Origin of the sequence: Fulvimarina fulva, from assembly GCF_039652615.1 — a bacterium.
Classification (GTDB): Bacteria; Pseudomonadota; Alphaproteobacteria; order Rhizobiales; family Rhizobiaceae; genus Fulvimarina.
Genome location: NZ_JBDJAC010000011.1, coordinates 65,669 through 88,104, shown reverse-complemented (window position 1 = coordinate 88,104; position 22,436 = coordinate 65,669). Strand labels below are relative to the sequence as shown.

At 63.1% G+C, this 22,436-nt stretch carries 18 protein-coding genes; 6 read left to right on the top strand and 12 right to left on the bottom strand.

Annotated features, from left to right (window positions below):
* Positions 1-9 precede the first annotated feature (9 nt).
* The 9 genes from ABDX79_RS15110 to ABDX79_RS15070 all read right to left on the bottom strand — a co-directional run bounded on the left by ABDX79_RS15110 (position 10) and on the right by ABDX79_RS15070 (position 10,721).
* Entirely contained in the window at positions 10-1,101 is a 1,092-nt protein-coding gene (locus ABDX79_RS15110) for a BMP family ABC transporter substrate-binding protein (RefSeq protein ID WP_346221135.1), read from the bottom strand.
* Positions 1,102-1,129: 28 nt separating this feature from the next.
* Positions 1,130-2,038, bottom strand: coding sequence for an ABC transporter permease (locus ABDX79_RS15105; RefSeq protein ID WP_346221185.1), 909 nt, complete (start codon positions 2,036-2,038; stop codon positions 1,130-1,132).
* 2 nt (positions 2,039-2,040) lie between these two features.
* Positions 2,041-3,168, bottom strand: coding sequence for an ABC transporter permease (locus ABDX79_RS15100; RefSeq protein ID WP_346221134.1), 1,128 nt, complete (start codon positions 3,166-3,168; stop codon positions 2,041-2,043).
* Complete coding sequence (locus ABDX79_RS15095) at positions 3,165-4,715, bottom strand: ABC transporter ATP-binding protein (RefSeq protein ID WP_346221133.1); 1,551 nt, start codon at positions 4,713-4,715, stop codon at positions 3,165-3,167. Before ABDX79_RS15095 ends, ABDX79_RS15100 begins: the two co-directional genes overlap by 4 nt.
* Before the next feature lie 45 nt (positions 4,716-4,760).
* Positions 4,761-5,564 (bottom strand): xanthine dehydrogenase accessory protein XdhC, encoded by an 804-nt coding sequence (xdhC, locus tag ABDX79_RS15090; RefSeq protein ID WP_346221132.1) that lies wholly within the window; start codon positions 5,562-5,564, stop codon positions 4,761-4,763.
* Positions 5,561-7,987 (bottom strand): xanthine dehydrogenase molybdopterin binding subunit, encoded by a 2,427-nt coding sequence (xdhB, locus tag ABDX79_RS15085; protein WP_346221131.1) that lies wholly within the window; start codon positions 7,985-7,987, stop codon positions 5,561-5,563. The genes xdhC and xdhB overlap by 4 nt, the downstream gene beginning before the upstream one ends.
* Positions 7,987-9,489 (bottom strand): xanthine dehydrogenase small subunit, encoded by a 1,503-nt coding sequence (xdhA, locus tag ABDX79_RS15080; protein WP_346221130.1) that lies wholly within the window; start codon positions 9,487-9,489, stop codon positions 7,987-7,989. Before xdhA ends, xdhB begins: the two co-directional genes overlap by 1 nt.
* A complete protein-coding gene (gene uraH, locus ABDX79_RS15075) occupies positions 9,490-9,858 on the bottom strand; it encodes a hydroxyisourate hydrolase (protein ID WP_346221129.1) in 369 nt (122 codons plus the stop codon). It lies immediately after the preceding gene.
* Between the two features lie 191 nt (positions 9,859-10,049).
* Positions 10,050-10,721, bottom strand: a complete 672-nt coding sequence (locus ABDX79_RS15070; protein WP_346221128.1) for a DUF1236 domain-containing protein — start codon at positions 10,719-10,721, stop codon at positions 10,050-10,052.
* Between the two features lie 495 nt (positions 10,722-11,216).
* On the opposite strand from ABDX79_RS15070, the gene ABDX79_RS15065 reads away from it, so the two are divergent.
* From ABDX79_RS15065 to ABDX79_RS15045, 5 genes are all read left to right on the top strand, one after another.
* Entirely contained in the window at positions 11,217-11,708 is a 492-nt protein-coding gene (locus ABDX79_RS15065; RefSeq protein WP_346221127.1) for an ureidoglycolate lyase, read from the top strand.
* Between the two features lie 248 nt (positions 11,709-11,956).
* Complete coding sequence (locus ABDX79_RS15060) at positions 11,957-12,715, top strand: ABC transporter ATP-binding protein (protein WP_346221126.1); 759 nt, start codon at positions 11,957-11,959, stop codon at positions 12,713-12,715.
* Positions 12,708-13,412 carry an ABC transporter ATP-binding protein gene (locus ABDX79_RS15055; RefSeq protein ID WP_346221125.1) on the top strand — a complete coding sequence of 235 codons (705 nt, stop codon included), beginning with the start codon at positions 12,708-12,710 and terminating at the stop codon, positions 13,410-13,412. The genes ABDX79_RS15060 and ABDX79_RS15055 overlap by 8 nt, the downstream gene beginning before the upstream one ends.
* A gap of 230 nt (positions 13,413-13,642) precedes the next feature.
* Positions 13,643-14,527 (top strand): branched-chain amino acid ABC transporter permease, encoded by an 885-nt coding sequence (locus tag ABDX79_RS15050; RefSeq protein ID WP_346221124.1) that lies wholly within the window; start codon positions 13,643-13,645, stop codon positions 14,525-14,527.
* Positions 14,524-15,540: a branched-chain amino acid ABC transporter permease gene (locus ABDX79_RS15045; RefSeq protein WP_346221123.1), complete on the top strand. Its 1,017-nt coding sequence runs from the start codon at positions 14,524-14,526 to the stop codon at positions 15,538-15,540. The genes ABDX79_RS15050 and ABDX79_RS15045 overlap by 4 nt, the downstream gene beginning before the upstream one ends.
* Positions 15,541-16,222: 682 nt before the next feature.
* Here the strand turns inward: ABDX79_RS15045 and coaE are convergent.
* From coaE to ABDX79_RS15030, 3 genes are read right to left on the bottom strand one after another with little or no spacing between them, the layout of a single operon-like run.
* A complete protein-coding gene (gene coaE, locus ABDX79_RS15040) occupies positions 16,223-16,807 on the bottom strand; it encodes a dephospho-CoA kinase (RefSeq protein ID WP_346221122.1) in 585 nt (194 codons plus the stop codon).
* Between the two features lie 20 nt (positions 16,808-16,827).
* A complete protein-coding gene (locus ABDX79_RS15035; RefSeq protein ID WP_346221121.1) occupies positions 16,828-17,841 on the bottom strand; it encodes a shikimate dehydrogenase in 1,014 nt (337 codons plus the stop codon).
* Positions 17,834-18,433, bottom strand: coding sequence for a Maf-like protein (locus ABDX79_RS15030; RefSeq protein ID WP_346221120.1), 600 nt, complete (start codon positions 18,431-18,433; stop codon positions 17,834-17,836). The genes ABDX79_RS15035 and ABDX79_RS15030 overlap by 8 nt, the downstream gene beginning before the upstream one ends.
* A gap of 204 nt (positions 18,434-18,637) precedes the next feature.
* On the opposite strand from ABDX79_RS15030, the gene ABDX79_RS15025 reads away from it, so the two are divergent.
* The gene (locus tag ABDX79_RS15025) at positions 18,638-22,336 is read left to right on the top strand and encodes a hydantoinase B/oxoprolinase family protein (protein ID WP_346221119.1); all 3,699 of its coding nucleotides are present in this window, start codon (positions 18,638-18,640) and stop codon (positions 22,334-22,336) included.
* Positions 22,337-22,436 lie beyond the last annotated feature (100 nt).

The window sequence follows — 22,436 nt, the reverse complement described above, 5'->3', positions numbered from 1 at the left end:
CCGCCGGTATTAACTCTGAACGCCTTCCACGTACCAGTCCATCTTCAAAAGCTCGTCCTCGGTCATGGTCTCGCCTTCCGGTACGCGGATCTCGCCGGACTGGTCCTTGATCGGGCCGGTGAAGATCTCGTAATTGCCGGCCTTGGTCTCGTCATAGACCTTCTGGGCGGCCTTCTTCACTTCCTCGGGCATCTTGTCGTTGAACGGGGCCATGACGACCTCGCCCTCTTCCATGCCGAGCCACACATTGTGCGGCTTCCAGGTGCCGTCCATCACCTCCTGAACGCGCTTGGTGTAATAGGGGCACCATTCGTCGATGATCGCGGTCATATGGGCGTTTGGCGCGAAGCTCTCCATGTTCGACGCCTGGCCGAAGGCGATGGCACCGGCTTTTTCGGCGGCCTGCAGCGGGGCCGGCGAGTCCGTGTGCTGGGTGATGACGTCGACGCCCTGAGAGAGCAGTGCGTTGGCCGCGTCGGCTTCCTTCGCCGGGTCATACCAGGAGTTCACCCAGACGACCTGGGTCTTGAAATCCGGGTTCACCTTCTGGGCGGCGAGCTGGAAGGCGTTGATGCCCATCACGACTTCCGGAATCGGGAAGGAAGCGATGTAACCGGCCTTGCCGCTCTTGGACATTTCGCCGGCAATGGTGCCGAGAACCGCGCGTCCCTGATAGAACTTCGAGTTATAGAGCGCCATGTTCTCCGGTCCCGCCTGGAAGCCGGTTGCGTGCTCGAACTTCACGTCCGGAAACTGCTTGGCGACCTTGAGGGTCGGATTGCCGAATCCGAAAGAGGTCGTGAAGATGATGTCCGCACCGTCCTGGGCGAGCTGACGGATGACGCGCTCGGCGTCCGGGCCTTCGGCGACGTTTTCGACATAGGTCGTCTCGACCTTGTCGCCGAGGTTCTCGGCCATGCACTGGCGGCCCTGATCATGGGCGTAGGTCCAGCCGAAATCGCCGACAGGTCCGACATAGACGAAGCCGACCTTGGTTTTCTCTCCGTCCCCGGAATCCTGTGCGAACGCCACTGGCACGGCCAGCGAGGCTGCTGCGAAGGTGGCGGCCGCGAGAAGCCTGCGCTTGGTGATGCTGAACATTGAGGGAAACTCCTTTTGAACTGATTTCTCAGGCCGTGGCCCGGAAGGGTTTTCCGAGGCAGGCGGGCGCGTTCGCGCCGCCTTTCCTCGCGAACGAGATGACCGCGAGTACCGCAACCGTCGCGATATAGGGAAGCGCCGCGAGGAATTCGGGCGCGAACATGTTGAAGCCGGCGGCCTTGGCCTGCAGCTCCATGGTGATGACGAGGCCGAAGAGATAGGCCCCGAGCAGGACGCGCCCCGGCTTCCACGAAGCGAAGACGACGAGGGCGATGGCGATCCAGCCACGGCCCGCCGTCAGCCGCTCCGCCCACATGGGCGTGAGGACGAGGGAATAGTAGCAGCCCGCAAGTCCCGCCATCGCTCCGCCGAAGAGGATGGCGAGATAGCGGATCTTCAAGACAGGATAGCCGATGGCATGGGCCGCATCGTCGGATTCGCCCACCGCGCGCAGGATCAGGCCGCCGCGCGAATGCTTGAGGAACCACCAGACCGCGACGGTGAGCGCGATGGCGACATAGACGAGCGGCGAGTGGCCGAAGATCAGCCTCAGAACCGGATTGTCGAAGGTCAAAAGCGGCCCGAGCGTCGAGGTCGTGATGCCGACGAAGGGCGCGCCGATGAGCGCGGAGACGCCGGTGCCGAAGATCGTCAGCGCAAGCCCCGTCGCAACCTGATTGGCCATCAGCGAAAGCGTGAGAAAGGCAAAGATCAGCGAAACGAGCGCGCCGGCGAGAAGCGCGGCCATCGCGCCGAAGGTCGGCACGCCGGTTTGATAGGCGACGGCGAAGCCGGTGACGGCCCCGATCAGCATCATGCCCTCGACGCCGAGATTGAGGACGCCGGATTTTTCGACCACCAGCTCGCCGAGCGCGGCGATCAGGAGCGGGGTCGCGGCTCCCGCGATGGTCATGAGGATGGCGACGGTCAGATCGATGTTCATGCGTTTGCCGTCTCCGCGCTGGCCGGGGCCGGAGCCGAACGCGGTTCAGCCGCCGCCTTGGCCGGCGCCGACCGCTTCAGGCGATAGGAGGAAAGAATGTCGACGCCCAGCAGGAAGAACAGCATCAGCGCCTGGAAGACACCCGCCGCCGCATTCGGCAGGCCGATCGCCGTCTGGGCGTTTTCGCCGCCCACATAGGTGAGCGCCAGAACGAAGGCCGCGACCAGAATGCCGAGCGGGTTCAGCCGACCGAGAAAGGCGACGATAATCGCCGTATAGCCGTAGCCCGTCGGAAACTGCGGGACCATCTGGCCGAACGGGCCGGACGCTTCGAGTATGCCGGCAAGGCCCGCCAGCCCGCCACCGATGAGAAGCGAGAGCCAGACCGTGGAACTGGCCGAGAAGCCGGCAAAGCGGGCCGCCTTCGGGCTTGCCCCGACGCTTCGCACCTGAAAGCCGACAATGGTGCGGGTCATCACGCCCCAGGCTGTCAGCGCAATCGCGGCAGCGATCGGAACGCCGAGATGGATGAGCGTGCCGGATGCCACCATGGGCAGGGTCTGATCTGAGGTGAACATCGCCGTCTGCGGGAACCCGAACGCCATCGGGTCCTTCCACGGCGAGCGCATCAGATAGAACAGCAGCTGGATTGCCACATAGTTCAACATCAGGGAGGACAGGATCTCGTTGACGCCGAGCTTGGTCTTCAGGATCGCGGGCACCGCCGCATAGGCAGCGCCCCAGATCATCCCCATCAGGATCATGGCGGGCAGGATCCACGCGCCCGTCATGTCGAGGGTGTGAAGCGCCACCCATGTCCCGCCGAGACCGCCGAGAATGTATTGCCCCTCGGCTCCGATATTCCAGACATTGGCGCGAAAGCCGATGGCGAGCCCGGTCGCGATGATGGCGAGCGGCGCGGCCTTTACCAGAAGGTCCTGCCAGCGATAGGCATTGGTGAGCGGCGCGATGAAAATCTCGTAGACCGCCGAGACGCCGTTATGGCCGAGCAGCGTGAAAAGGATCGCGCCCGTGACGAGGGCACCGAGGACGGCGATCACTGGCGCTGCGAGATTGGCCGCGCGGCTCGCCTCGCGCCGAGGCTCAAGCTCCCAGCCCATCATGCGGCCTTCTCCCTGGCGAGCCCCGCGCCCCGGTCGGCATCGTCCTCGCCGTGGACCCCGCCCATCAGGAGGCCGATCTTCTCGATCGAAACCGTCTTCACATCCATCGCCTCCGACAGCGAGCCGCCGTTGATCACGGCAAGCCGGTCGCAAAGTTGCAGGAGTTCGTCGAGGTCCTGGCTGACCAGCAGGATCGCGGCGCCCCTGGCGACGAGATCGATCATCGCCTGTCGGATGAAGCCCGCCGCGCCCGCATCGACGCCCCAGGTCGGCTGGGAGACGATGAAGACCGCCGGATCGGTCATGATCTCGCGGCCGACCACGAATTTTTGCAGATTGCCACCCGAAAGACTGCCGGCCTTCGCCTTCGGCCCGGTCGCCTTGACGGAGAAGGCTTCGATCACGGCCTTGGCGTAGTCATTGATCCTGCCCGTTCGCAGAATGCCGCCTTCCGCAAGGGATTTCGGACCCCGCGCCGACAGAAGCGTGTTTTCCGCAAGGCTCATCGTACCGATCGCGGCATGGCCGTTGCGCTCCTCGGGCAGAGCCGCAAGCCCCTTCTTGCGCCGCGCGCCGACGCCGAGCCGCGAAAGCTCTTCGCCATCGAGCGTGATCGTGCCGGAAACACCGTCCGTCCGCTCGCCCGACAGCACCGAGAGAAGCTCGTTCTGGCCATTGCCGGCAACGCCCGCAATGCCGAGGATCTCCCCCGAGCGGATCGAGAAGGAGACATCCTTTAGGCTGACACCGAAGGGCGGTTCGCCGGGCGCAGAGAGCTTCGAGACCGCGAAACGCTCCTCGCCGAAGACGCAACCCTCCTTGGAGGAGAGATCCTTCAGGCTCCCGCCGATCATCATTTCGGCCATGGAGCGCGCGGTCTCCTCCGCCGGATCGCAGGTGCCGACAACCTTGCCCCCGCGCAGAACGGTCGCCGAATCGCACAGCGCCTTGATCTCGGACAGCTTGTGGGAGATGTAGAGGATCGAGCAGCCTTCGCTCTTCAGCTGGCGCAGGATATCGAACAGCCGGTCCACCTCCTGCGGCGTCAGCACCGAGGTCGGCTCGTCCATGATGAGCAGTTTCGGATTCTGGATGAGCGCCCGGACGATTTCGATGCGCTGACGCTCGCCGACCGACAGGGTGTGAACCTCACGGTGCGGATCGAGCGAGAGGCCGTAGGTCTTCAGCACCTGCCGAACCTTTTCCTCCAGCTCCCGGCTCGGCGGCGGATTGTCCATGCCGAGGGCGATATTCTCGAGAACGGTCATCGCCTCGAACAGCGAGAAGTGTTGGAACACCATCCCGATGCCGAGCGCCCGGGCCGCATGGGGCGATGCGATCTCCACACGGTCGCCATCGAAGGTGATCGTGCCCTCGTCGGCGCGCTGCACACCGTAGATGATCTTTACGAGGGTCGACTTTCCGGCCCCGTTCTCACCAAGAAGTGCGTGAATTTCACCCGGCGCGACGGCAAACGAGACATTCTCGTTGGCGGTCACTCCCGGAAAGCGCTTGGTAATGCCGTTCAGTTCAAGGCGCGCCGTCATGGATCGCGGGCTATCCCATTCAAATTCGTTCGCGACACTATGGCACTACGAAACCGCATCTGCCAAGCGAACGGGCACTGATTTCTGCTGACCGGAAAGAAGGCATCCACAGAGTTCAGCCGCCGTCATCGCAGCGATGACCTCCGGGCGCTTGTCGCGCAGCGCGGTGCCTCCCAAAGGCAGGGTGAGACGGTCGATATCGCCTTCGCGGCCGGCCTCCTTCAGATAGGTTCTGAACCGCGCGCGCTTCGTGGCCGAACCGATCATCCCGACATAACCCGCGTCATGCCGGCGAAGCGCCTCGGCGGCGATCAGGAAATCGAGGGCATGATCGTGGGTCATTACGACGAAACCGGTGCCAGACGGAGCCTCCGCGACCATGGACTCCGGCATGACGGCAACGACCTTACAGACCGGAACGGGCAGGTTTTCAAGCGTTTCGGCACGGGAATCCACGAGGGTGACGTTCAGCGGAAGGGGCGCGAGCGCCTGGGCAAGGGCGCGGCCCGTATGCCCGGCGCCGAAAAGAACGACTTGCGGCCGGTCTTTCGCCCGCTCAACCGCCGCCTCGCGGTTTCGCATCATGACCGCCTCATCGGCCCGCTCGAAGAGAAGATCCACACGCCCGCCGCAGCACTGGCCGATTTCGGGGCCGAGAGGCACGGATTGCTCCGTCCGTACCACGCCGGTTTCCAACATCTTCCGCGCGGTCGCTATGGCGTCAAATTCCAATCGCCCCCCGCCGATCGTGCCTTCCGCACGATCACCCGTCACCAGCATCGACGCACCCGCCTCCCGCGGGGTCGAGCCCAGGGCGCGCGTAATCGTGACGAGGATGGCGGGGATCAAGCGGTCGTCCCCTTAACCCCCTCGATCGCCTTCAGCACCCGCTCCGGCGTCGCCGGGGCATCGAGATCGGGGAAAGCCTTGCCGTTTCCTGCCGCGATCACCGCGTCGGTCAGGGCCGAGAACACTGAGATCGCCAGCATGAAGGGCGGCTCGCCAACGGCTTTCGACCGATAGATCGTGTCGGAGCGGTTCTCGCCCTTGTCCCAGATGGCAATGCGCAGATTATCCGGCCGGTCGTTGGCCGTCGGGATCTTGTAGGTGGAAGGCGCATGGGTCATCAGCCGACCCTTCTCGTTCCACCAGAGCTCTTCCGTGGTGAGCCAGCCCATGCCCTGAATGAAGCCGCCCTCGATCTGGCCCCGGTCGATCGCCGGGTTCAGGGACTTGCCGCAATCATGCAGGATGTCGGCGCGGGTCAGCCTGTATTCGCCGGTCAGGGTATCGACGACCACTTCAGAACAGGCCGCACCATAGGCAAAATAATAGAACGGCCGGCCGCTCGCGCTCTCGCGGTCGTAATGAATGTCGGGCGTCGCGTAGAAACCGGTGGAGGAGAGAGAAATCCGGGCGAGATAGGCTTCGCCCACGAGATCGGCGAAGCGCTTTTCCTCGTTGCCGATCAGCACGCGATTGGCCGCGAACACCACTTGTTCCTTCGGAACGTGATAGCGGGACGCGGCATAGTCGATCAGCCGGTTCTTGATCGTGCGCGCCGCTGCCTGGGCCGCCATGCCGTTGAGATCGGAACCCGAGGAGGCGGCCGTCGCCGAGGTATTCGGCACCTTGGCCGTCGTCGTCGCGGTGATCTTCACCTTCTCGATGTCGATCTGGAATTCCTCGGCCACCACCTGGGCGACCTTCACGAAGAGCCCCTGCCCCATCTCCGTGCCGCCATGGTTCAGGTGAACCGAACCGTCCTTGTAGACATGGACCAGCGCCCCGGCCTGATTGAGATGGCTCGTCGTGAAGGAGATGCCGAACTTCACCGGCGTCAGGGCGATGCCCTTTTTCAAGACCGGGCTTTTCGCGTTGAAGGCGCTGATCGCCTCGCGGCGCGCGCGGTAGTCGCAGGATGTCTCCAGTTCTTCGGTGATTTCGGCGATGACCGCGTCCGTCACCGGCATGTGATAGGGCGTCACGCCCGGCTCGGTGCCGGCATCGAAGGACGGGTAGAAATTCACCTTGCGCACGTCGAGCGGGTCCTTGCCCGTCTCGAATGCGATCCGGTCCATCACCCGCTCGATTCCCACCATGCCCTGCGGCCCGCCAAAGCCACGAAAGGCGGTGTTCGAGACGGTATTGGTCTTCAGACGGCGCGACAGGATGCGCGCTGCGGGAAGGCTGTAGGCATTGTCGGCGTGAAACATCGCCCGGTCGGCGATGGCGGCGGAGAGATCGCGGGAATAGCCACAGCGCACGAGCTGGGAAAAATCGCTCGCCGCGATGCGTCCGTTTTCTGAAAAGCCGACCGCGTAGTCGATCTCCACCTCGTGGCGCTTGCCGGTCATCTCCATGTCGTCATCTCGGTCCAGCCGGCATTTTACGGGCCGGCCGGTCTTGACCGCAGCAAGGGCCGTCACGGAGGCAAACAGCGCCGGCTGACTTTCCTTGCCGCCGAAGCCGCCGCCCATGCGCCGCACCTCGACGGTCACCGCATGATCCGGCACGCCAAGCATCTTTGCGACATTGTGCTGAACCTCGGACGGATGCTGGGTGGAGGAGCGCACCAGCACATCGCCGTCCTCCAGCGGGATCGATGTCGCGATCTGGCCTTCGAGATAGAAGTGGTCCTGTCCGCCCACAGCGACCCGGCCACTGACGCGTTTCGGGGCGGCTTCGAGCTCAGCATCCACGTCGCCGATGCGCATTTCGTGGGGATCGAGAAGATCGTGGCCTGTTTCCCGCGCCTGAAACAGCGCCGCCTCGATGGTAATCGCCGCCGGCAGGTCCTCGTATTCGAGGACCGCGCGCTTTGCCGCGCGCCGCGCAAGCGCGATCGTTTCGGCGGCGACCGCGAAGATCGGCTGGCCGACATACTGGACGATCGCCTCCGGTCCGCTCACCGGCGGGAAGATCGGATCGTCGCCGAAGACAGGGGAATAGTCGTTCTGGCCGGGGATATCGTCCGCCGTCAGCACACAGGCGATGCCGGGCGCTTCGCGAACCTTGGAGACATCGAGCGACAGGATACGCGCATGGGCCTTCTCGCTCATGGCGATATAGATCTGCAATGTGCCCGGCAGTTCCGGCTCGTCATCGATATAGCGCGCCGTGCCGAGGACATGCTTTTCGCCGCTGTCGTGGACGCGTTTGGTATGAACGCCGCCCCTGATGGCCATTTCGTGCGTCGGTGGCTGCTCGCCCAGCTCGGCGGAGGAAGGCTCGCCAGCGCCGGAGCGATCCTGAATGCGGGTCTCGTCCATCAAGCAGCTCCCCGTGCTTTGCCCGTCTCGAAGGCCGCAATCCGCAGAGGCTTGTCCGGGCCACGCTCCAGCCTGAAGCGCTCAAGCAAATTTTGCGCCGTCTTCAGCCGGTATTCGCTCGACGCGCGCATATCGCTCAGCGGCTGAAAATCCTCGGCAAGAGCGACTTGAGCATCGCGCACCGCATCAGCATCGAAGGGCCGGCCCAGAAGCGCCGCCTCCGCTTGCCCGGCCCGCTTCGGCACACCCGCCATACCGCCGAAAGCAAGGCGGGCCTCGCTCACGCTCTCCCCGTCGAAGGTCAGCCGGAAGGCGGCCATGACGGCGGAAATGTCGGAATCGAAGCGTTTGGAGATCTTGTGGGCGAAATAGAGCTGGTTCTCCTCCAGCCGCGGCACTTCCAGCGCGACCACGAATTCGCCCGGCGCGCGGTCCTGTTTGCCGTATTCGATGAAGAAGCGCTCCAGATCGATAACGCGCATGTCATCGCCCTTGCGCAGATAGACCCGGCCCCCGAGCGCGATCAGGCAGGGTGGAAGATCGCCGATGGGCGAGCCGTTGGCGATGTTGCCACCCACGGTGCCGGCATTGCGGATCTGTGAGCCGGCAAAGCGGCGCATCATCTCACCGAGATCGGGATGAAGATCGGCCAGCGTTGCGAACGCCTCGGCATGGGTGACGCCGGCCCCGAAATAAAGAACGTCGAGCCGCTCCTCGATCATCTGAAGGTCGCGGACCTTGGAGACATCGATCAGAACGGAAAGATCGCGGTGCTGCTTGGTGACCCAAAGCCCCACATCGGTCGCCCCCGCAACGAGGGTCGCATCGGGATGGGCGGCATAGGTGTCGGCAAGATCGTCGACGTTTTCGGGCGCGAACCAGAGCTGGTGCCCGCCCGGACCTTCCCCCTCGTAGCGGAAGTTCGCACCGTTCTGGATGTCGCCGAGGCGCTTGGCGAGCGCCAGATCCTCGCCCAGCGTATCGGGTTTGGGAAGCTTCGCCAGCGTCTCGCCGGCATCGATGATCGGGCCGTAGCCGGTGCAGCGGCAAAGATTGCCGGAAATCTGGTCCTTCACCGTCTGGCGATCGGTCAGCTTGCCGCTATCCCAAGCGGAAAAGAGCTGGACGACGAAGCCTGGCGTGCAGAAACCGCACTGGCTGGCATGACCCTCCACCATCGCCTCGCGCAGGGCCTTCGCCCCGTCCGCGCCGCGATGGAGCCCAAGCTTTTCCACGGTCTCGATCGCCCGGCCGTTCATGGCAGGCAGGAACTGGATGCAGGCATTCACCGGCCGGCGCTTCAGCCCGCCGTGTCCGTCGTTTTCCGAGATCAGCACCGTGCAGGCCCCGCAATCGCCCTCGGCGCAGCCTTCCTTGGTGCCGGTCAGGCGCTCGGTTTCGCGCAAATATCGCAACAGCGTCGTCGTTGCGGCGACGCCGGAGACAGAACGCTTCTCGCCATTGAGGAGGAAGCGGATCGGTTGGGCGGTATCGGATGTCATTCAGCTCCCCCGATATGTGGAGTAGCCGAAGGGCGAGATCAGCAGCGGCACATGGTAATGGGTATGTTCGCTCATCCCGAAGCGGATGACGACGTCGTCGAGGAATTTCGGATCGGGCAGATCGAGGTCGAGACCATCGAAATAGGCGCCCGCCGCGAAAACCAGTTCGTAAAGGCCGATCTGAAACCCATCAGAACCAAGAATCGGGCCGTCGCAACGCCCGTCGCTATTGGTCGTGACATCGGCGATCTTTTCGCGTGCCCCGCTGGAGCCCACCCGATAGAGCTTGATGGAAAGCCCCGCTGCCGGCCGGCCGGTCGCCGTATCCAGCACATGGGTCGTCAGTGTGCCGCCGTTTTCGCCCGCCATGATGCGCCTCGATTCGATGTCTTGGAGATCGATGATGCACCGCGAGGCGGCCAGCCTGCAAGGGCGCAGGAGACGACCCCGTCATCTGCCGTGAGACCCATGGAACGGCGCATCAAGCGAAAGGGGGGACAAACGAAAACGGGCGCCCAGAAGGACGCCCGTTCCACCGTATCGAATGAGATTACTGGCGGTTAGCGAAGGATGTAGACGATCTGACGGGTGTTTGGATCGACGAGAACTTCCTGACCGTTCACGTTGGCATATTCGTACTCATACTCAGGAACCGGGTTGAGCTGAACGTTCTCGGGGATGCCGGCACCGATGACCGTCTCGCCTTCGAGATAGACCGGATCGACCGGGTTGGAGCGGACATATTCGACCCGAGCGTCTGGCGGATTGATCGCCGCACCGGCCACGAGGCCGACACCGCCGCCGACGGCCGCACCGACCGGACCACCAACGAGCGCGCCGATCGTCGCGCCTGCCGCAGCACCCGCGACTTCGCCGGCACCGCCTTCGTCTTCATAGGTCACGGTCGGAACCGCTTCAGGTGAAGCCTGACGGCGCTCGACGACAACGACCTGCTGCCCCTCCACATCCGTGGTCAGATAATTGGCGAAGGCCCAGCCCTGGGTGCCGTTGACGGTGACGCGGCACCATTCCCCGCCTTCCGTACAACCATCGAGGGTCGCGGCGTCGCCGTTCGGAATGACACCAACGATCCCGTAGTTGGAGCCTGGTCCGGCGCGAACGTTGAGATCCGTCGTCGAGGATACTGCGGTCTGCGCCATCGACGGGGTCGCGGCGAAGGCCGCGATCGAAAGGGCACCGGCAGCAAGAGCGGTCGTGCGAAGAAGTTTCATGAGATATACTCCGAAATTGTTACCGCCACCATCATCTCGCGGCGGGTCGACAGGAAAAGAGCGAAGCATCGCGTTCGGTTCCCAAGTTTTTGATGAACAACGACTATTGGCTTTGTTCATCCTTCATTCATCTTCGCGAACCCCCTTCGCAGCAGGGGATTGGGTCGGTGAACGGGGGTCACCGACGTGTTCGCTTCAAGAATTCGCCATAATATTTCCTTGAGAAAGACCGTTTTGTTGATCGCCGAAACTGCATCCCATGCGATCTTGCCGGTCTTATCTTGCGCGCAGGCCCCTCGGTCCCTATCGCAACAGCGCCTTCGGCACCCTTGCGGTGCCCCACGGCCGTGGCAGGAGGTTCCGGAGTCGCGGCCGATGCCCTCCCCGCCGGCATCTCACGATTGATCTCCCTTGAGCCGCCGGCGTCCGGTCCGTATCCTCACTGCGATAACGCCGCGGCGCGACCTGCCTTGTCCGGCTCATTGGAAAGACGTTTTGATAAATCTGCGGACCACCCCACTCGACGCCGATGCCTTTCGCCCGTTCGGCGAGGTCATCGAGACGGACAACGCATCCGAAATCCGCCTCATCAACAAAGGGACTACGACGCGCTTCCATGATATCGCGCCGGTCGACGTCGCCGCCGGAGGCGGGCACCCGCTGATCTCGATCTTTCGCGGTAAACCCTTCGATTTTCCGGTGACGATCGAGATGATGGAGCGTCATCCCCTCGGCAGCCAGGCTTTCATGCCCCTGTCGGCGCGGCCCTATCTCGTCGTGGTCGCACCTGACGAGGGCGGAAAGCCGGGCGAGCCGGTGGTTTTCCTCGCCGCACCGGATCAGGGTGTCTCCTACCATCCGAACGTCTGGCACCATCCGCTGCTGTCGCTCGAGGACGTGTCCGATTTTCTGGTCGTCGATCGCGGCGGCGAGGGCCGAAATCTCGAAGAGGCCGATTACGAGACGCCCTTCGCTGTGACGGATTGAAACGTCATCCGGGCTCGTCAGCAGGGCTCGCTGCGCGAAGGCCGCGCGCCGCGGATTTTGTCCCTGAAATCCGTGAATTCGAAGCGATCGAACGCCTTTCGTGCAGCACCCGGCGCGTGAGCCTTCGACGCCTGGTTGCAGAAGCGGCGCCTAAGGCTCACGAGGGGAACGTCAAGGCTTTGACCTTCGCTGCGGAACCTTGTTAGATCACCCAAAATTGACGATTCGAACTTTGGGAGGAGTAGCGATTGTCGAGCGCCGATTACGCCATTGAGACGCGTAATTTGACCAAATCGTTCAAAGGCTTCACGGCGGTTAACGACGTTTCCCTGAAAGTCGGACAAGGCACGATCCACGCCTTGATCGGACCGAATGGCGCCGGCAAGTCGACGATGTTCAACCTCATCACGAAGTTTCTCGAGCCGACGACCGGCAAGATCTTCTTGAACGGCAAGGACATCACCTCGGAAAAACCAGCGCAGATCGCCCGGAAAGGTGCCGTGCGCTCCTTCCAGATCTCCTCGGTCTTCCCGCATCTGACGCTTCTGGAGAACATCCGCGTCGCCCTGCAGCGGCGGATGCGGAATTCTTATCATTTCTGGAAGTCCGAATCCCGCCTCGACGTCCTCAACGAGGATGCCCGAAAAATTCTCGCCCAGGTGGGCCTCGAAGATTCCCAGAATGTGCTCGCTGCCGAACTGCCCTATGGCCGCAAACGCCTGCTCGAACTTGCAACCACCTTGGCGCTCGAACCCAAGGTGATGCTGCTCGACGAGCCGATGGCCGGCATGGGGACGGGCGACGTCCAGCGCGTCGCCGATATCATCCGCCAGGTCGCCAAGGGACGAACGGTGCTGATGGTCGAGCACAATCTTCACGTCGTCGCCGATCTCTCAGACAAGATCACGGTGTTGCAGCTCGGCGCAGTACTCGCCGAAGGCAGCTATGACGAGGTGAGCCAGAACCGGGAGGTCCGTTCGGCCTATATGGGCGAATCCGATGACTGATACGATTCTTCAGACCAAGAACCTGCAGGCCTGGTATGGCGAGAGCCATATCCTGCACGGCATCGATTTTGCCGTGCCGAAGGGCCAGATCGTCACGCTCCTCGGCCGCAATGGTGCGGGCAAGACGACGACGCTCCGCTCCATCATGGGGCTGGTCAAGAACCGCACCGGCTCGGTGGTCCACGAGGGCACCGACATCATCAAGATGTCGCCCAACCAGATCGCGCGCAAGGGCATCGCCTATTGCCCGGAAGAGCGCGGCATCTTTTCCTCGCTCAACGTCAAGGAGAACCTGCAATTGCCGCCGGTGATCGCCGATGGCGGCATGAGCGAGGAGCGGGTCTACGAGCTGTTTCCGATCCTCAAGACGCGCGGCAACAGCCAGGGCACCAAGCTTTCGGGCGGCGAGCAGCAAATGCTCGCCATCGCCCGGATCCTGCGCACCGGTGCCCAGCTTCTTCTTCTCGACGAGCCGACGGAAGGCCTTGCCCCGGTGATCGTCAACCAGATCGGCGACATCATCAAGCGCCTGAAGGAGGAGGGCTTCACCATCCTCCTCGTCGAACAGAACTTCCGCTTTGCCGAACGCATGGGCGACATCCACTACGTCATCGAGCATGGCGAGGTCGTCGACCGGTTCGAGCGCGCGGAGATCGAAAGCAACAGGGAAAAGATCACGGGCTATCTCGGCGTCTGAGGCGCCGAATGCCGAACGGTCTGTGGGAGGACAAGCAAATGAGAGCGAATGAGCTGACGAGACCGGCGGACGGCCAGCGCGAATGTGACGAAACGAGCCGGTAAGACGCTCGAACCCCCGTGAAGCGCGGCCCTTTTGGCCAGCGCTTCATCCCTTCCTGACACGCAGCCTCACGGTCCGACCAACGCTCCTTTGTCGTGACCGACTGCATTTCGAGGATCTCTCAATCCATGGACTTTCTCGGAGTCCCCTTTCCGGTTTTCGCAGGCCAGCTCCTGATCGGGCTGATCAACGGCGCGTTCTATGCCGTTCTCAGCCTTGGCCTCGCGCTCATCTTCGGCCTGTTGAACATCGTCAACTTCGCCCATGGCGCGCTCTACATGGTGGGCGCGTTCGTCGCCTTCCTGCTGCTCGATATCCTCGGGATCGGTTACTGGCCGGCACTCATCCTCTCGCCGATCATCGTCGGTGCCTTCGGCATGGTGATCGAGCGCTTCCTTTTGCGGCCCATCGCCGACCTCGACCACCTCTATGGCCTCCTCCTCACCTTCGGCCTCGCTCTGCTCATTGAAGGCTTCTTCCGGCAGATGTACGGCGTTTCGGGCGAGACCTACGCCATTCCGAGCGCGCTCCAGGGCGGCTTCAATCTCGGCTTCATGTTCCTGCCCACCTATCGCGCCTGGGTGATCGTCGCCGCGGTCATCGTCTGCGGCGCGACCTGGTTCCTCATCGAGCAGACGCGGCTTGGGGCGACCATGCGCGCGGCGGTGGAAAATGCCGATCTCGTACGGGCCTTCGGCGTCAACGTGCCGCTCCTCGTCACCCTCACCTATGGTCTCGGCGTCGCGCTCGCGGCCTTTGCCGGCGTGCTTGCCGCGCCGATCTATTCGGTGAACCCGCTGATGGGCTCCAACATCATCATCGTCGTCTTCGCGATCGTCGTCATCGGCGGCCTCGGTTCGATCAAGGGCGCGATCATTTCCGGTTTCCTGCTCGGTGTCTTCGAAGGCCTGACGCGCGTCTATTATCCGGAAGCCTCCAACATCGTCATCTTCGTCGTCATGGCGGTCGTCCTCGTCGTCAGGCCCGCCGGACTGTTCGGGAAAACAGCATGACCGATACGAGCAAATCCGATTTGAAGACGACGAACGACACAAGAGGCGGCGGCGTATCATCCGCAGGCGGATCGTCGTCGATCCTCACCGATGTCCGGCTCTGGTCCGTCATCGGCCTCGTTTTCCTTCTGGTCATCCCGCATTTCGTCTATCCGGTCATGGTCGCGAAGATCTTGTGCTTCGCGCTCTTCGCCGCGGCCTTCAACCTGCTTCTCGGCTTTGCGGGACTGCTCTCTTTCGGCCATGCCGCGTTTTTCGGCATGTCGGCCTATGTCACCGGCTATTGCCTGCAAACGCTGGGATTTTCCGCCGGCCTCGGCATTCTCGCGGGCACGGCCGCGGGGGCGATCCTCGGGCTCCTGATGGGTCTTCTCGCGATCCGTCGTCAGGGCATTTATTTTGCGATGATCACCCTGGCGCTTGCCCAGATGGTCTATTTCGTCGCCCTCCAGGCCCCGTTCACGGGCGGTGAAGACGGCTTGCAGGGCGTGCCCCGGCGCGATCTCTTCGGCTTCATCGACATGTCGAGCAACATGAACGTCTACTATCTCGTTCTCGGCATCTTCTGCATCGGCCTTTTCATCATCTATCGTACAGTTCACTCGCCCTTCGGGCAGGTGCTGAAGTCGATCCGCGAGAATGAGCCGCGTGCGATCTCGCTCGGCTACGACGCCGACCGCTACAAGCTGGTGGCCTTCGTCATTTCCGCTGCGCTCTCCGGCCTCGCGGGCTCGACCAAAGTGATGATTTTCCAGCTCGCCTCGCTGACCGATGTTCAGTGGCAGATGAGCGGCGAGGTGGTGCTGATGGCGGTGCTCGGCGGCATCGGAACCATGCTCGGGCCCATCGTCGGGGCGACGATCATCATTTCGCTGCAGAACGAACTCGCCCAGATCGGATCAGTCTCGACCATCGTCCAAGGCGCGGTCTTCGTGTTCTGTGTGCTGGCCTTCAGGCGCGGCATCGTCGGCGAGATCTCTCACCGCTGGAAGATCTGGCGCGGTCGTTCGTGATACTCAGACAAAATCCGTTTGGTCGCTTCGCGATAACGGATCTTCAAACGTATCTTTGCCGCTTGGGCCTTTGAAAGCACCGCCTTCGAAGGCCTGAGTGCAGTCCAGGCTGTCATGTCAGGCGAGTGCTCTGGTCCTTGAGGAAGCGGCTGCGCTACATCCGGCTGATCCAGAAGGACTCTGCATGGAAAACTGCCGAGTGGCAGGACCGTCCTGCCACGCCGTGGTGGCGGCGCGAGCGAACAGGCTTCGCAAACAGCGGCGGAACGTCCAGAACGGCGAAAGTCCGCTCGACTGTTCAGCCGTGTGTTCGAGCCCCCAATCTCAGTGCGGCTCCAACGATCATTCTTTTCGACCCCAAAACACGAAAGGCCGCTCCCTTTCGGAAGCGGCCCCGTGATTTCAGGCCGGTCGGATCATCGGCAGGCGATGACGCCGGTCCGTAAATCCTCAGACGAAGCGGAAAGGCTGCTCCCCGCGCACCATCAGATTCAAAGACCCAACCGGCATCAGATAATCACTCGACATTGGATCACCTCCTTTCGCTTCGTTAAACACAAGGCAGAGTATGGGGCGGGCAATCGCGCTGCGCAAGCGCTAACGTCTGAGATGGTTGGTCTTTTTCGTCGCAGATTGCTCTTTTGTTCGGCAGAAGACGATCAGCGAACGGGATCGGAGCAGATCAAATCCGGGCGAGGTCGGCGATGATGTCGCGCACCTGAAGGCGCGCCGCATCCAGTCCCTTCGACGTATCGATCAGGAAATCGGCCCGTTTCCGCTTGTCCGCGTCGGGCATCTGCGCGGCGAGGATGCCCTCGAATTTCGCCTCGCTCATGCCCGCACGGGCCAGCACGCGGTTGCGCTGGACCTCGGCCGGAGCCGTAACCACGACGACCTTGTCGCAGCGCGTTTCGCCGCCGGTCTCAAAGAGAAGCGGAATATCGAGAACGGCGAGTGCCGCGCCCTTTTCGCGGGCACCATCCAGAAACTCCGTCTCTTCCTCACGCACCAGCGGATGGACGATCGCTTCCAGCCGCTTCATCGCGTCCGGCTTTCCGACGACCGCTTCTCCAAGCTTTTGCCGGTCGACCGATCCATCGACCACCGTTCCGGCAAAAGCCTCTTCGATCAGCGGCGCGGCACGGCCCGCGTAAAGCCGGTGGACCGCTGCGTCCGCCGAATAGACCGGCACGCCTTCGACCTCGAACATGTCGGCGGTCGTCGACTTGCCCATGCCGATCGAGCCGGTGAGACCGAGGACGATCATGGCGTGTCCAGCCTCATGGGTCAGCCTTCGATCCCGAGATCGCGCAACACCATCCTGCGCAGATCCTCCGTCACCTCCGGACGGGTGCCGAACCAGCGCTCGAAGCCCGGCACGGCCTGATGGAGCAGCATGCCGAGGCCGTCGCAATGCTTCAGCCCTTCCTTTTCGGCCGCACGGAGGATCGGCGTCATCAGCGGCGAATAGACGATGTCGGTCACCATTGCATCGCGCTTCATCATGGAGAGATCGGGGAGTTTCTCCGGAAACCATGCGGGGAGTTCCGGATCGCGTTCAGGCGTCGGCGCGGTGTTCACGACGAGATCAGCGATGGTCAGAAGCTCGTCCCGCTCATCTTCGCCATGGGCAGAGAGCTTGGGGCCGAAATCGCGCACGAGATTTTCGGCCCGCGAGACCGTGCGGTTGACGACGAAGATATGGGTCACGCCACGCTCGATCAGCGCATGGATCACCGCCCGGGCCGCGCCCCCTGCCCCGATGACGAGGGCATATTCGGCACTGTCCCAGCCTATGAGCCGCTCGTCCAGATTGGCCGCGAACCCGTAAGCATCGGTGTTGCCGCCGATCAGCCGGTCGCCCTCGAACCAGAGCGTGTTCACGGCCCCGATTGCCTCGGCTGCACCATCGCGCCCATCGACATGGCGAAAGGCGGCTTCCTTGTGCGGGATCGTGACATTGCCGCCGGCAAAGCCCTTTTCACGCAGGCTCTTCAGGAAAACCGAAAACTCTTCCGGCGGCACACCCTGCCGGCCGTAGGAGCCAGCGATACCAAGGGTCTTCAGCCAGTGGCCGTGGATCAGGGGCGAGCGCGAATGCCAGACCGGCCAGCCGGTGATGAAGGCGGACGGCCCGTCGATCTTCGGCTTGTTGAAGTCCGGGTCGAAGATCGAGTTCTCGCCTCTCGCCCGGCTCTCCCCGCTCACATAGGGCTTGGGCTCCCAGGCAGCGTCCCGCTCGGCGATCGTCTGCTGGCTTTGCTCAAGTTCAGCCGGCTGTTCGTCGGTCTTCTCAGCCATCGAGTTCTCCGCGCGCCCTCAACTCCTTCAAAAGCGGCAGGAGGGGCAGGCCGATGATGGTGAAGTAATCGCCCTCGATCGCCTCCATCAGCTGGATGCCCTCCTTCTCGATCTGATAGCCGCCGACGCTGGTGAGCGACTTTTGCCCGCACTGGGCGAGATAGCGACCGACGAAAGCCGGATCGAGCTCGCGCATGGTCAGGGCCGCGATGGAGGTGTGACGCCAGACGACCTCGCCGTTCTCGACCAGAACGACGGCGCTGTTGAGATGATGGGTCTTGCCGGACAGCGTCAGCAGCGCCCGGCGCGCCTCTTCCATATTGGCCGGTTTGTGGAACACCTGATCGCCGAGCGAAAGCGTCTGGTCCGCGCCGATGACGAGGCTCTTGGGGTGGCGCTCCGACACATCGACCGCTTTGGATTCGGCGAGAATCTGGGCGATCTCGTCTGGGGAAACGCCTGAGTCCTTCAGCGGGGCCTCGACGGCGCGCTCGTCGATCTCGGCCGATTCGGTGATGAAATCGACCCCGGCATTCTTCAGAAGCTCGCGGCGATGGACGCTCGACGATGCGAGCACGATGCCTTGCGACATGGGCGGTTTCCTCCAGGAAATCTCGAATGCCAGCGTTGATCCACGATGCGCCGGTCGTTTGTCTCGATTGCTTGTCGTGATTTTCGCTTTTTGGCGCAAGAGGGCTTCACCCGATCATGTCCATCTGGTCTCCTGCGCCATATCACCGTGGGTGAGACCGTCATCATGCGGTCGCCTTCAGGAACGGGTCAAGGATTGCCGGCAATGACGAGCGAAACGACAAGGGCGGGCGCCTATGATTTCTGGATCGACCGGGGTGGTACCTTCACCGATGTCATCGCGAAGGGGCCGGACGGCTCGCTCTCGCCCCTGAAGCTCCTTTCGGAAAATCCCGGCGTCTACGAGGATGCCGCGCTCGAAGGCATTCGGCGCACCCTCGGCATCGAAACCGGCGGGCCGATTCCTCCCGCGCGCATCGGCACGGTGCGCATGGGAACGACGGTTGCGACCAATGCGCTTCTGGAGAGAAAGGGCGACCGGACGCTGCTTCTCATCACGCGCGGCTTTCGCGACGCGCTGAAGATTGCCTATCAGGCGCGACCGGACATCTTTGCCAAACAGATCATCCTTCCCGAACAGCTTTACGAGCGGGTCGTCGAGATCCCCGAGCGCGTTCTCGCCGACGGCACGGTCGAGACCGAATTCGACGCGGCGGCGGCACGCGAGGCTCTCAAGGCGACAAAGGCGGACGGCATCGACGCCTGCGCCATCTGCTTCATGCATTCCTGGCGCTATCCCGATCACGAGAAGCAGGCCAAGGCCCTCGCGGAAGAGGCCGGCTTTTCTCAGGTCTCGACCGGCCACGAGGTCTCGCCGCTGGTAAAGCTCGTCGGGCGCGGAGATACGGCGGTGGTGGATGCCTATCTGACGCCGATCCTGAGGCGCTATGTGGACAAGGTCGCCTCTGCGCTCGGCGCCGAAACCGGCGAGGCGAAGGCCCCGTCCCTCCAGTTCATGATGTCCTCGGGCGGGCTGACGGCGGCCGAGATGTTCGACGGCAAGGATGCGATCCTGTCCGGCCCCGCAGGCGGCGTGGTCGGCATGGCGGAAACCGGCAAGGCGGCGGGTTTCGACAAGATCATCGGCTTCGACATGGGCGGTACCTCGACCGACGTCACCCATTATGCGGGTTCGTTCGAACGCGCGCTGGATTCCGAGGTCGCCGGCGTTCGCATCCGCGCGCCGATGATGCGCATCCATACGGTGGCGGCGGGCGGCGGCTCGATCCTCTCCATCGATCAGGGCCGGTTCCAGGTGGGGCCGGCCTCGGCCGGTGCCCATCCGGGCCCTGCGGCCTATGGCAAGGGCGGGCCGCTGACGGTGACGGATGCCAATGTCATGCTCGGCAAACTCCGCCCGTCTCTCTTTCCGGCGGTGTTCGGCGAGAATCAGGATCAGCCGCTTAACGCGGAAATCGTGCGCGAGAAGTTCGGGGCGCTGAAGGCGGAGCTCGGGGGCGATCGCTCGCTTGAGGCAATCGCCGAGGGCTTCCTCACCATCGCCGTCGAGAACATGGCGAACGCGGTGAAGAAGATTTCCGTCCAGCGCGGCTACGATGTCTCGACCTATCTTCTGAATTCCTTTGGCGGCGCGGGCGGCCAGCATGCCTGCCTCGTCGCCGATGCCCTCTCCATGGAGACGGTGCTGATCCATCCGATGTCGGGGCTTCTCTCCGCCTACGGGATCGGGCTGTCCTCCCTTTTTGCGAGCTGGTCCCAGGCGCTGGTGATCCCGCTCGACGAGAAAGCGGCTGGCGAGATCGACCCTCTCGAAAAACGCCTCACCGAAGAGGCGACCGGCGAACTGACAAGCCAGGGGCTCTCCGAGGATCGCATCGAAACCGAAACGATCCTGCAATTGCGCTACGATGGCACGGATACGACGCTTCCCGTCGCCTGGACCGGAGATCTCGGCGAGGCGCGGCGTGGGTTCGAGACCGCCCACAAGGCGCAGTTCGGCTTCATCTACGAAGGCCGGGCGATCACGGTGGAGACGGTCTCGCTGGAGGCGAGCGAGATCCGGGACGAAGACCTGGCGGAGACGACCGCTTCCGAGGCTGGAGCGGACGCCGAAGCCACGGAAACCGTTGAGATCTTCACGGATGGGGAGCATCGCTCCGCCAGTGTCTATCGCTCCGAGACCCTTTCAACGCAGGCCGCGCTGAACGGCCCGGCGCTGATCATCGAGCCGAACCAGACCATCGTCGTCGAACCGGGCTGGCGCGCGGAGAAGACCGCAGCCGGCAATATCCTGATGAAGCGCACCGAAAAGAAGCCGCGCCTTGCCGCGCTCGGCACGGGTCAGGCCGGCAAGGAGGGCGCCGATCCGGTGCTCCTCGAAGTCTTCAACAATCTCTTCATGTCGATCGCCGAGCAGATGGGCGTGACGCTGCAGAACACGTCCTCCTCGGTGAACATCAAGGAACGGCTCGACTTTTCCTGCGCGGTCTTCGACGAAAGCGGCGCACTGGTCGCCAACGCTCCCCACATGCCCGTCCATCTCGGCTCCATGGACCGCTCGGTGGAGGCGATCATCAAGGCGAACGAAGGACGGATCAAACCCGGCGACGTGTTCGCCCTCAACGCGCCCTATAACGGCGGCACCCATCTGCCGGACATCACGGTGGTGACGCCGGTTTTCTCCGATGCCGAGCATAGCGAGGCGGGTGAGGAGTCGCGGCGTATCCTCTTCTACGTCGCCTCACGCGGCCATCATGCCGATGTCGGCGGCATCGCGCCGGGTTCGATGACACCCCGCGCCACGAAGGTGGACGAGGAAGGTGTTCTGATCGACAATCTGAAACTCGTCGCGGAAGGCATTTTCCAAGAGGAGGAAACCCTCAATATCCTCACCGGACACACCTATCCGGCGCGCAATCCGGCCCAGAACGTCGCGGATCTGAAAGCCCAGATAGCCGCGAACGAAAAGGGCGTTACGGAACTGCGCCGCATGGTCGAAACCTTCGGCCTCGACACGGTCAAGGCCTATATGGGCCATGTGCAGGACAATGCCGCCGAAGCCGTGCGCGGCCTCATCGAGAAACTGTCCGATTGCGAATGCGAGTATCCGACCGATACCGGACAGACCATTCGTGTGAAGATCACGGTCGACAGGGCGAACAGGACGGCCAAGGTCGACTTTTCCGGCACGTCCGAGATGCGCGAGAACAATTTCAACGCGCCGGAGCCGGTAACCCGCGCAGCCGTGCTCTATGCCTTCCGGGTGATGGTCGAAAAGCCGATCCCGATGAATGCCGGCTGCCTTCGACCGGTCGAGATCGTCATCCCCGATGGCTCCATGCTGAAGCCCAGCTATCCGGCCGCCGTCGTCGCCGGCAATGTGGAAACGTCCCAGCACGTGACGAACGCACTTTTTCAGGCCTTCGGCGCGCTCGCCAATCATCAGGGCACGATGAACAATCTCACTTTCGGCAACGAGACCTACCAGTATTACGAGACCATCTGCTCGGGCTCGCCCGCCGGCAGGCTCAACGACGGCACTGCCTTTGCCGGGACGGACGGCGTTCACTGCCACATGACGAATTCGCGGCTGACCGACCCGGAAATTCTCGAAATGCGCTATCCGGTGGTGCTGGAGGACTTCCACATTCGCGAGGGCTCTGGCGGCGCCGGGGCGAAACGCGGCGGCGATGGCACCGAGCGCAGGATCCGTTTTCTGGAGCGCATGGACTGCTCCATCCTCTCCTCCCACCGGACGCGCCCGCCCGAGGGCATAGAAGGCGGGGAGCCGGGCGAAACAGGCGAAACCCTCGTCAGGCGGTCGAGCGGCGAAACGGAAGCATTGAACCCCTGCGACCAGACGGTTCTCGAAGCCGGCGAGGCGGTGATCGTCAGAACGCCGACATCCGGCGGCTTCGGCAGTGGGAGCCAAGGCAAGGGCTGATCAGGCGCCCGATGGCAGAAGCCGGGCGGCTGAGTGAAGCTTGCCCAAACAACGAATGGCCCCTGGAAAGCAGATCTTTCCAGGGGCCATTTGTATAAAA

Excerpts from the sequence above, each read along its gene's own strand:
- coaE (WP_346221122.1), bottom strand. The coding sequence starts at position 16,807 with ATGATCGTCCTCGGTCTCACCGGCTCGATCGGCATGGGCAAGTCGACG.
- ABDX79_RS15025 (WP_346221119.1), top strand. The coding sequence starts at position 18,638 with ATGACGAGCGAAACGACAAGGGCGGGCGCCTATGATTTCTGGATCGAC.
- ABDX79_RS15070 (WP_346221128.1), bottom strand. The coding sequence starts at position 10,721 with ATGAAACTTCTTCGCACGACCGCTCTTGCTGCCGGTGCCCTTTCGATC.
- ABDX79_RS15110 (WP_346221135.1), bottom strand. The coding sequence starts at position 1,101 with ATGTTCAGCATCACCAAGCGCAGGCTTCTCGCGGCCGCCACCTTCGCA.
- ABDX79_RS15035 (WP_346221121.1), bottom strand. The coding sequence starts at position 17,841 with ATGGCTGAGAAGACCGACGAACAGCCGGCTGAACTTGAGCAAAGCCAG.
- ABDX79_RS15030 (WP_346221120.1), bottom strand. The coding sequence starts at position 18,433 with ATGTCGCAAGGCATCGTGCTCGCATCGTCGAGCGTCCATCGCCGCGAG.
- ABDX79_RS15055 (WP_346221125.1), top strand. The coding sequence starts at position 12,708 with ATGACTGATACGATTCTTCAGACCAAGAACCTGCAGGCCTGGTATGGC.
- uraH (WP_346221129.1), bottom strand. The coding sequence starts at position 9,858 with ATGGCGGGCGAAAACGGCGGCACACTGACGACCCATGTGCTGGATACG.
- xdhA (WP_346221130.1), bottom strand. The coding sequence starts at position 9,489 with ATGACATCCGATACCGCCCAACCGATCCGCTTCCTCCTCAATGGCGAG.
- ABDX79_RS15045 (WP_346221123.1), top strand. The coding sequence starts at position 14,524 with ATGACCGATACGAGCAAATCCGATTTGAAGACGACGAACGACACAAGA.
- ABDX79_RS15095 (WP_346221133.1), bottom strand. The coding sequence starts at position 4,715 with ATGACGGCGCGCCTTGAACTGAACGGCATTACCAAGCGCTTTCCGGGA.
- xdhB (WP_346221131.1), bottom strand. The coding sequence starts at position 7,987 with ATGGACGAGACCCGCATTCAGGATCGCTCCGGCGCTGGCGAGCCTTCC.
- ABDX79_RS15050 (WP_346221124.1), top strand. The coding sequence starts at position 13,643 with ATGGACTTTCTCGGAGTCCCCTTTCCGGTTTTCGCAGGCCAGCTCCTG.
- ABDX79_RS15100 (WP_346221134.1), bottom strand. The coding sequence starts at position 3,168 with ATGATGGGCTGGGAGCTTGAGCCTCGGCGCGAGGCGAGCCGCGCGGCC.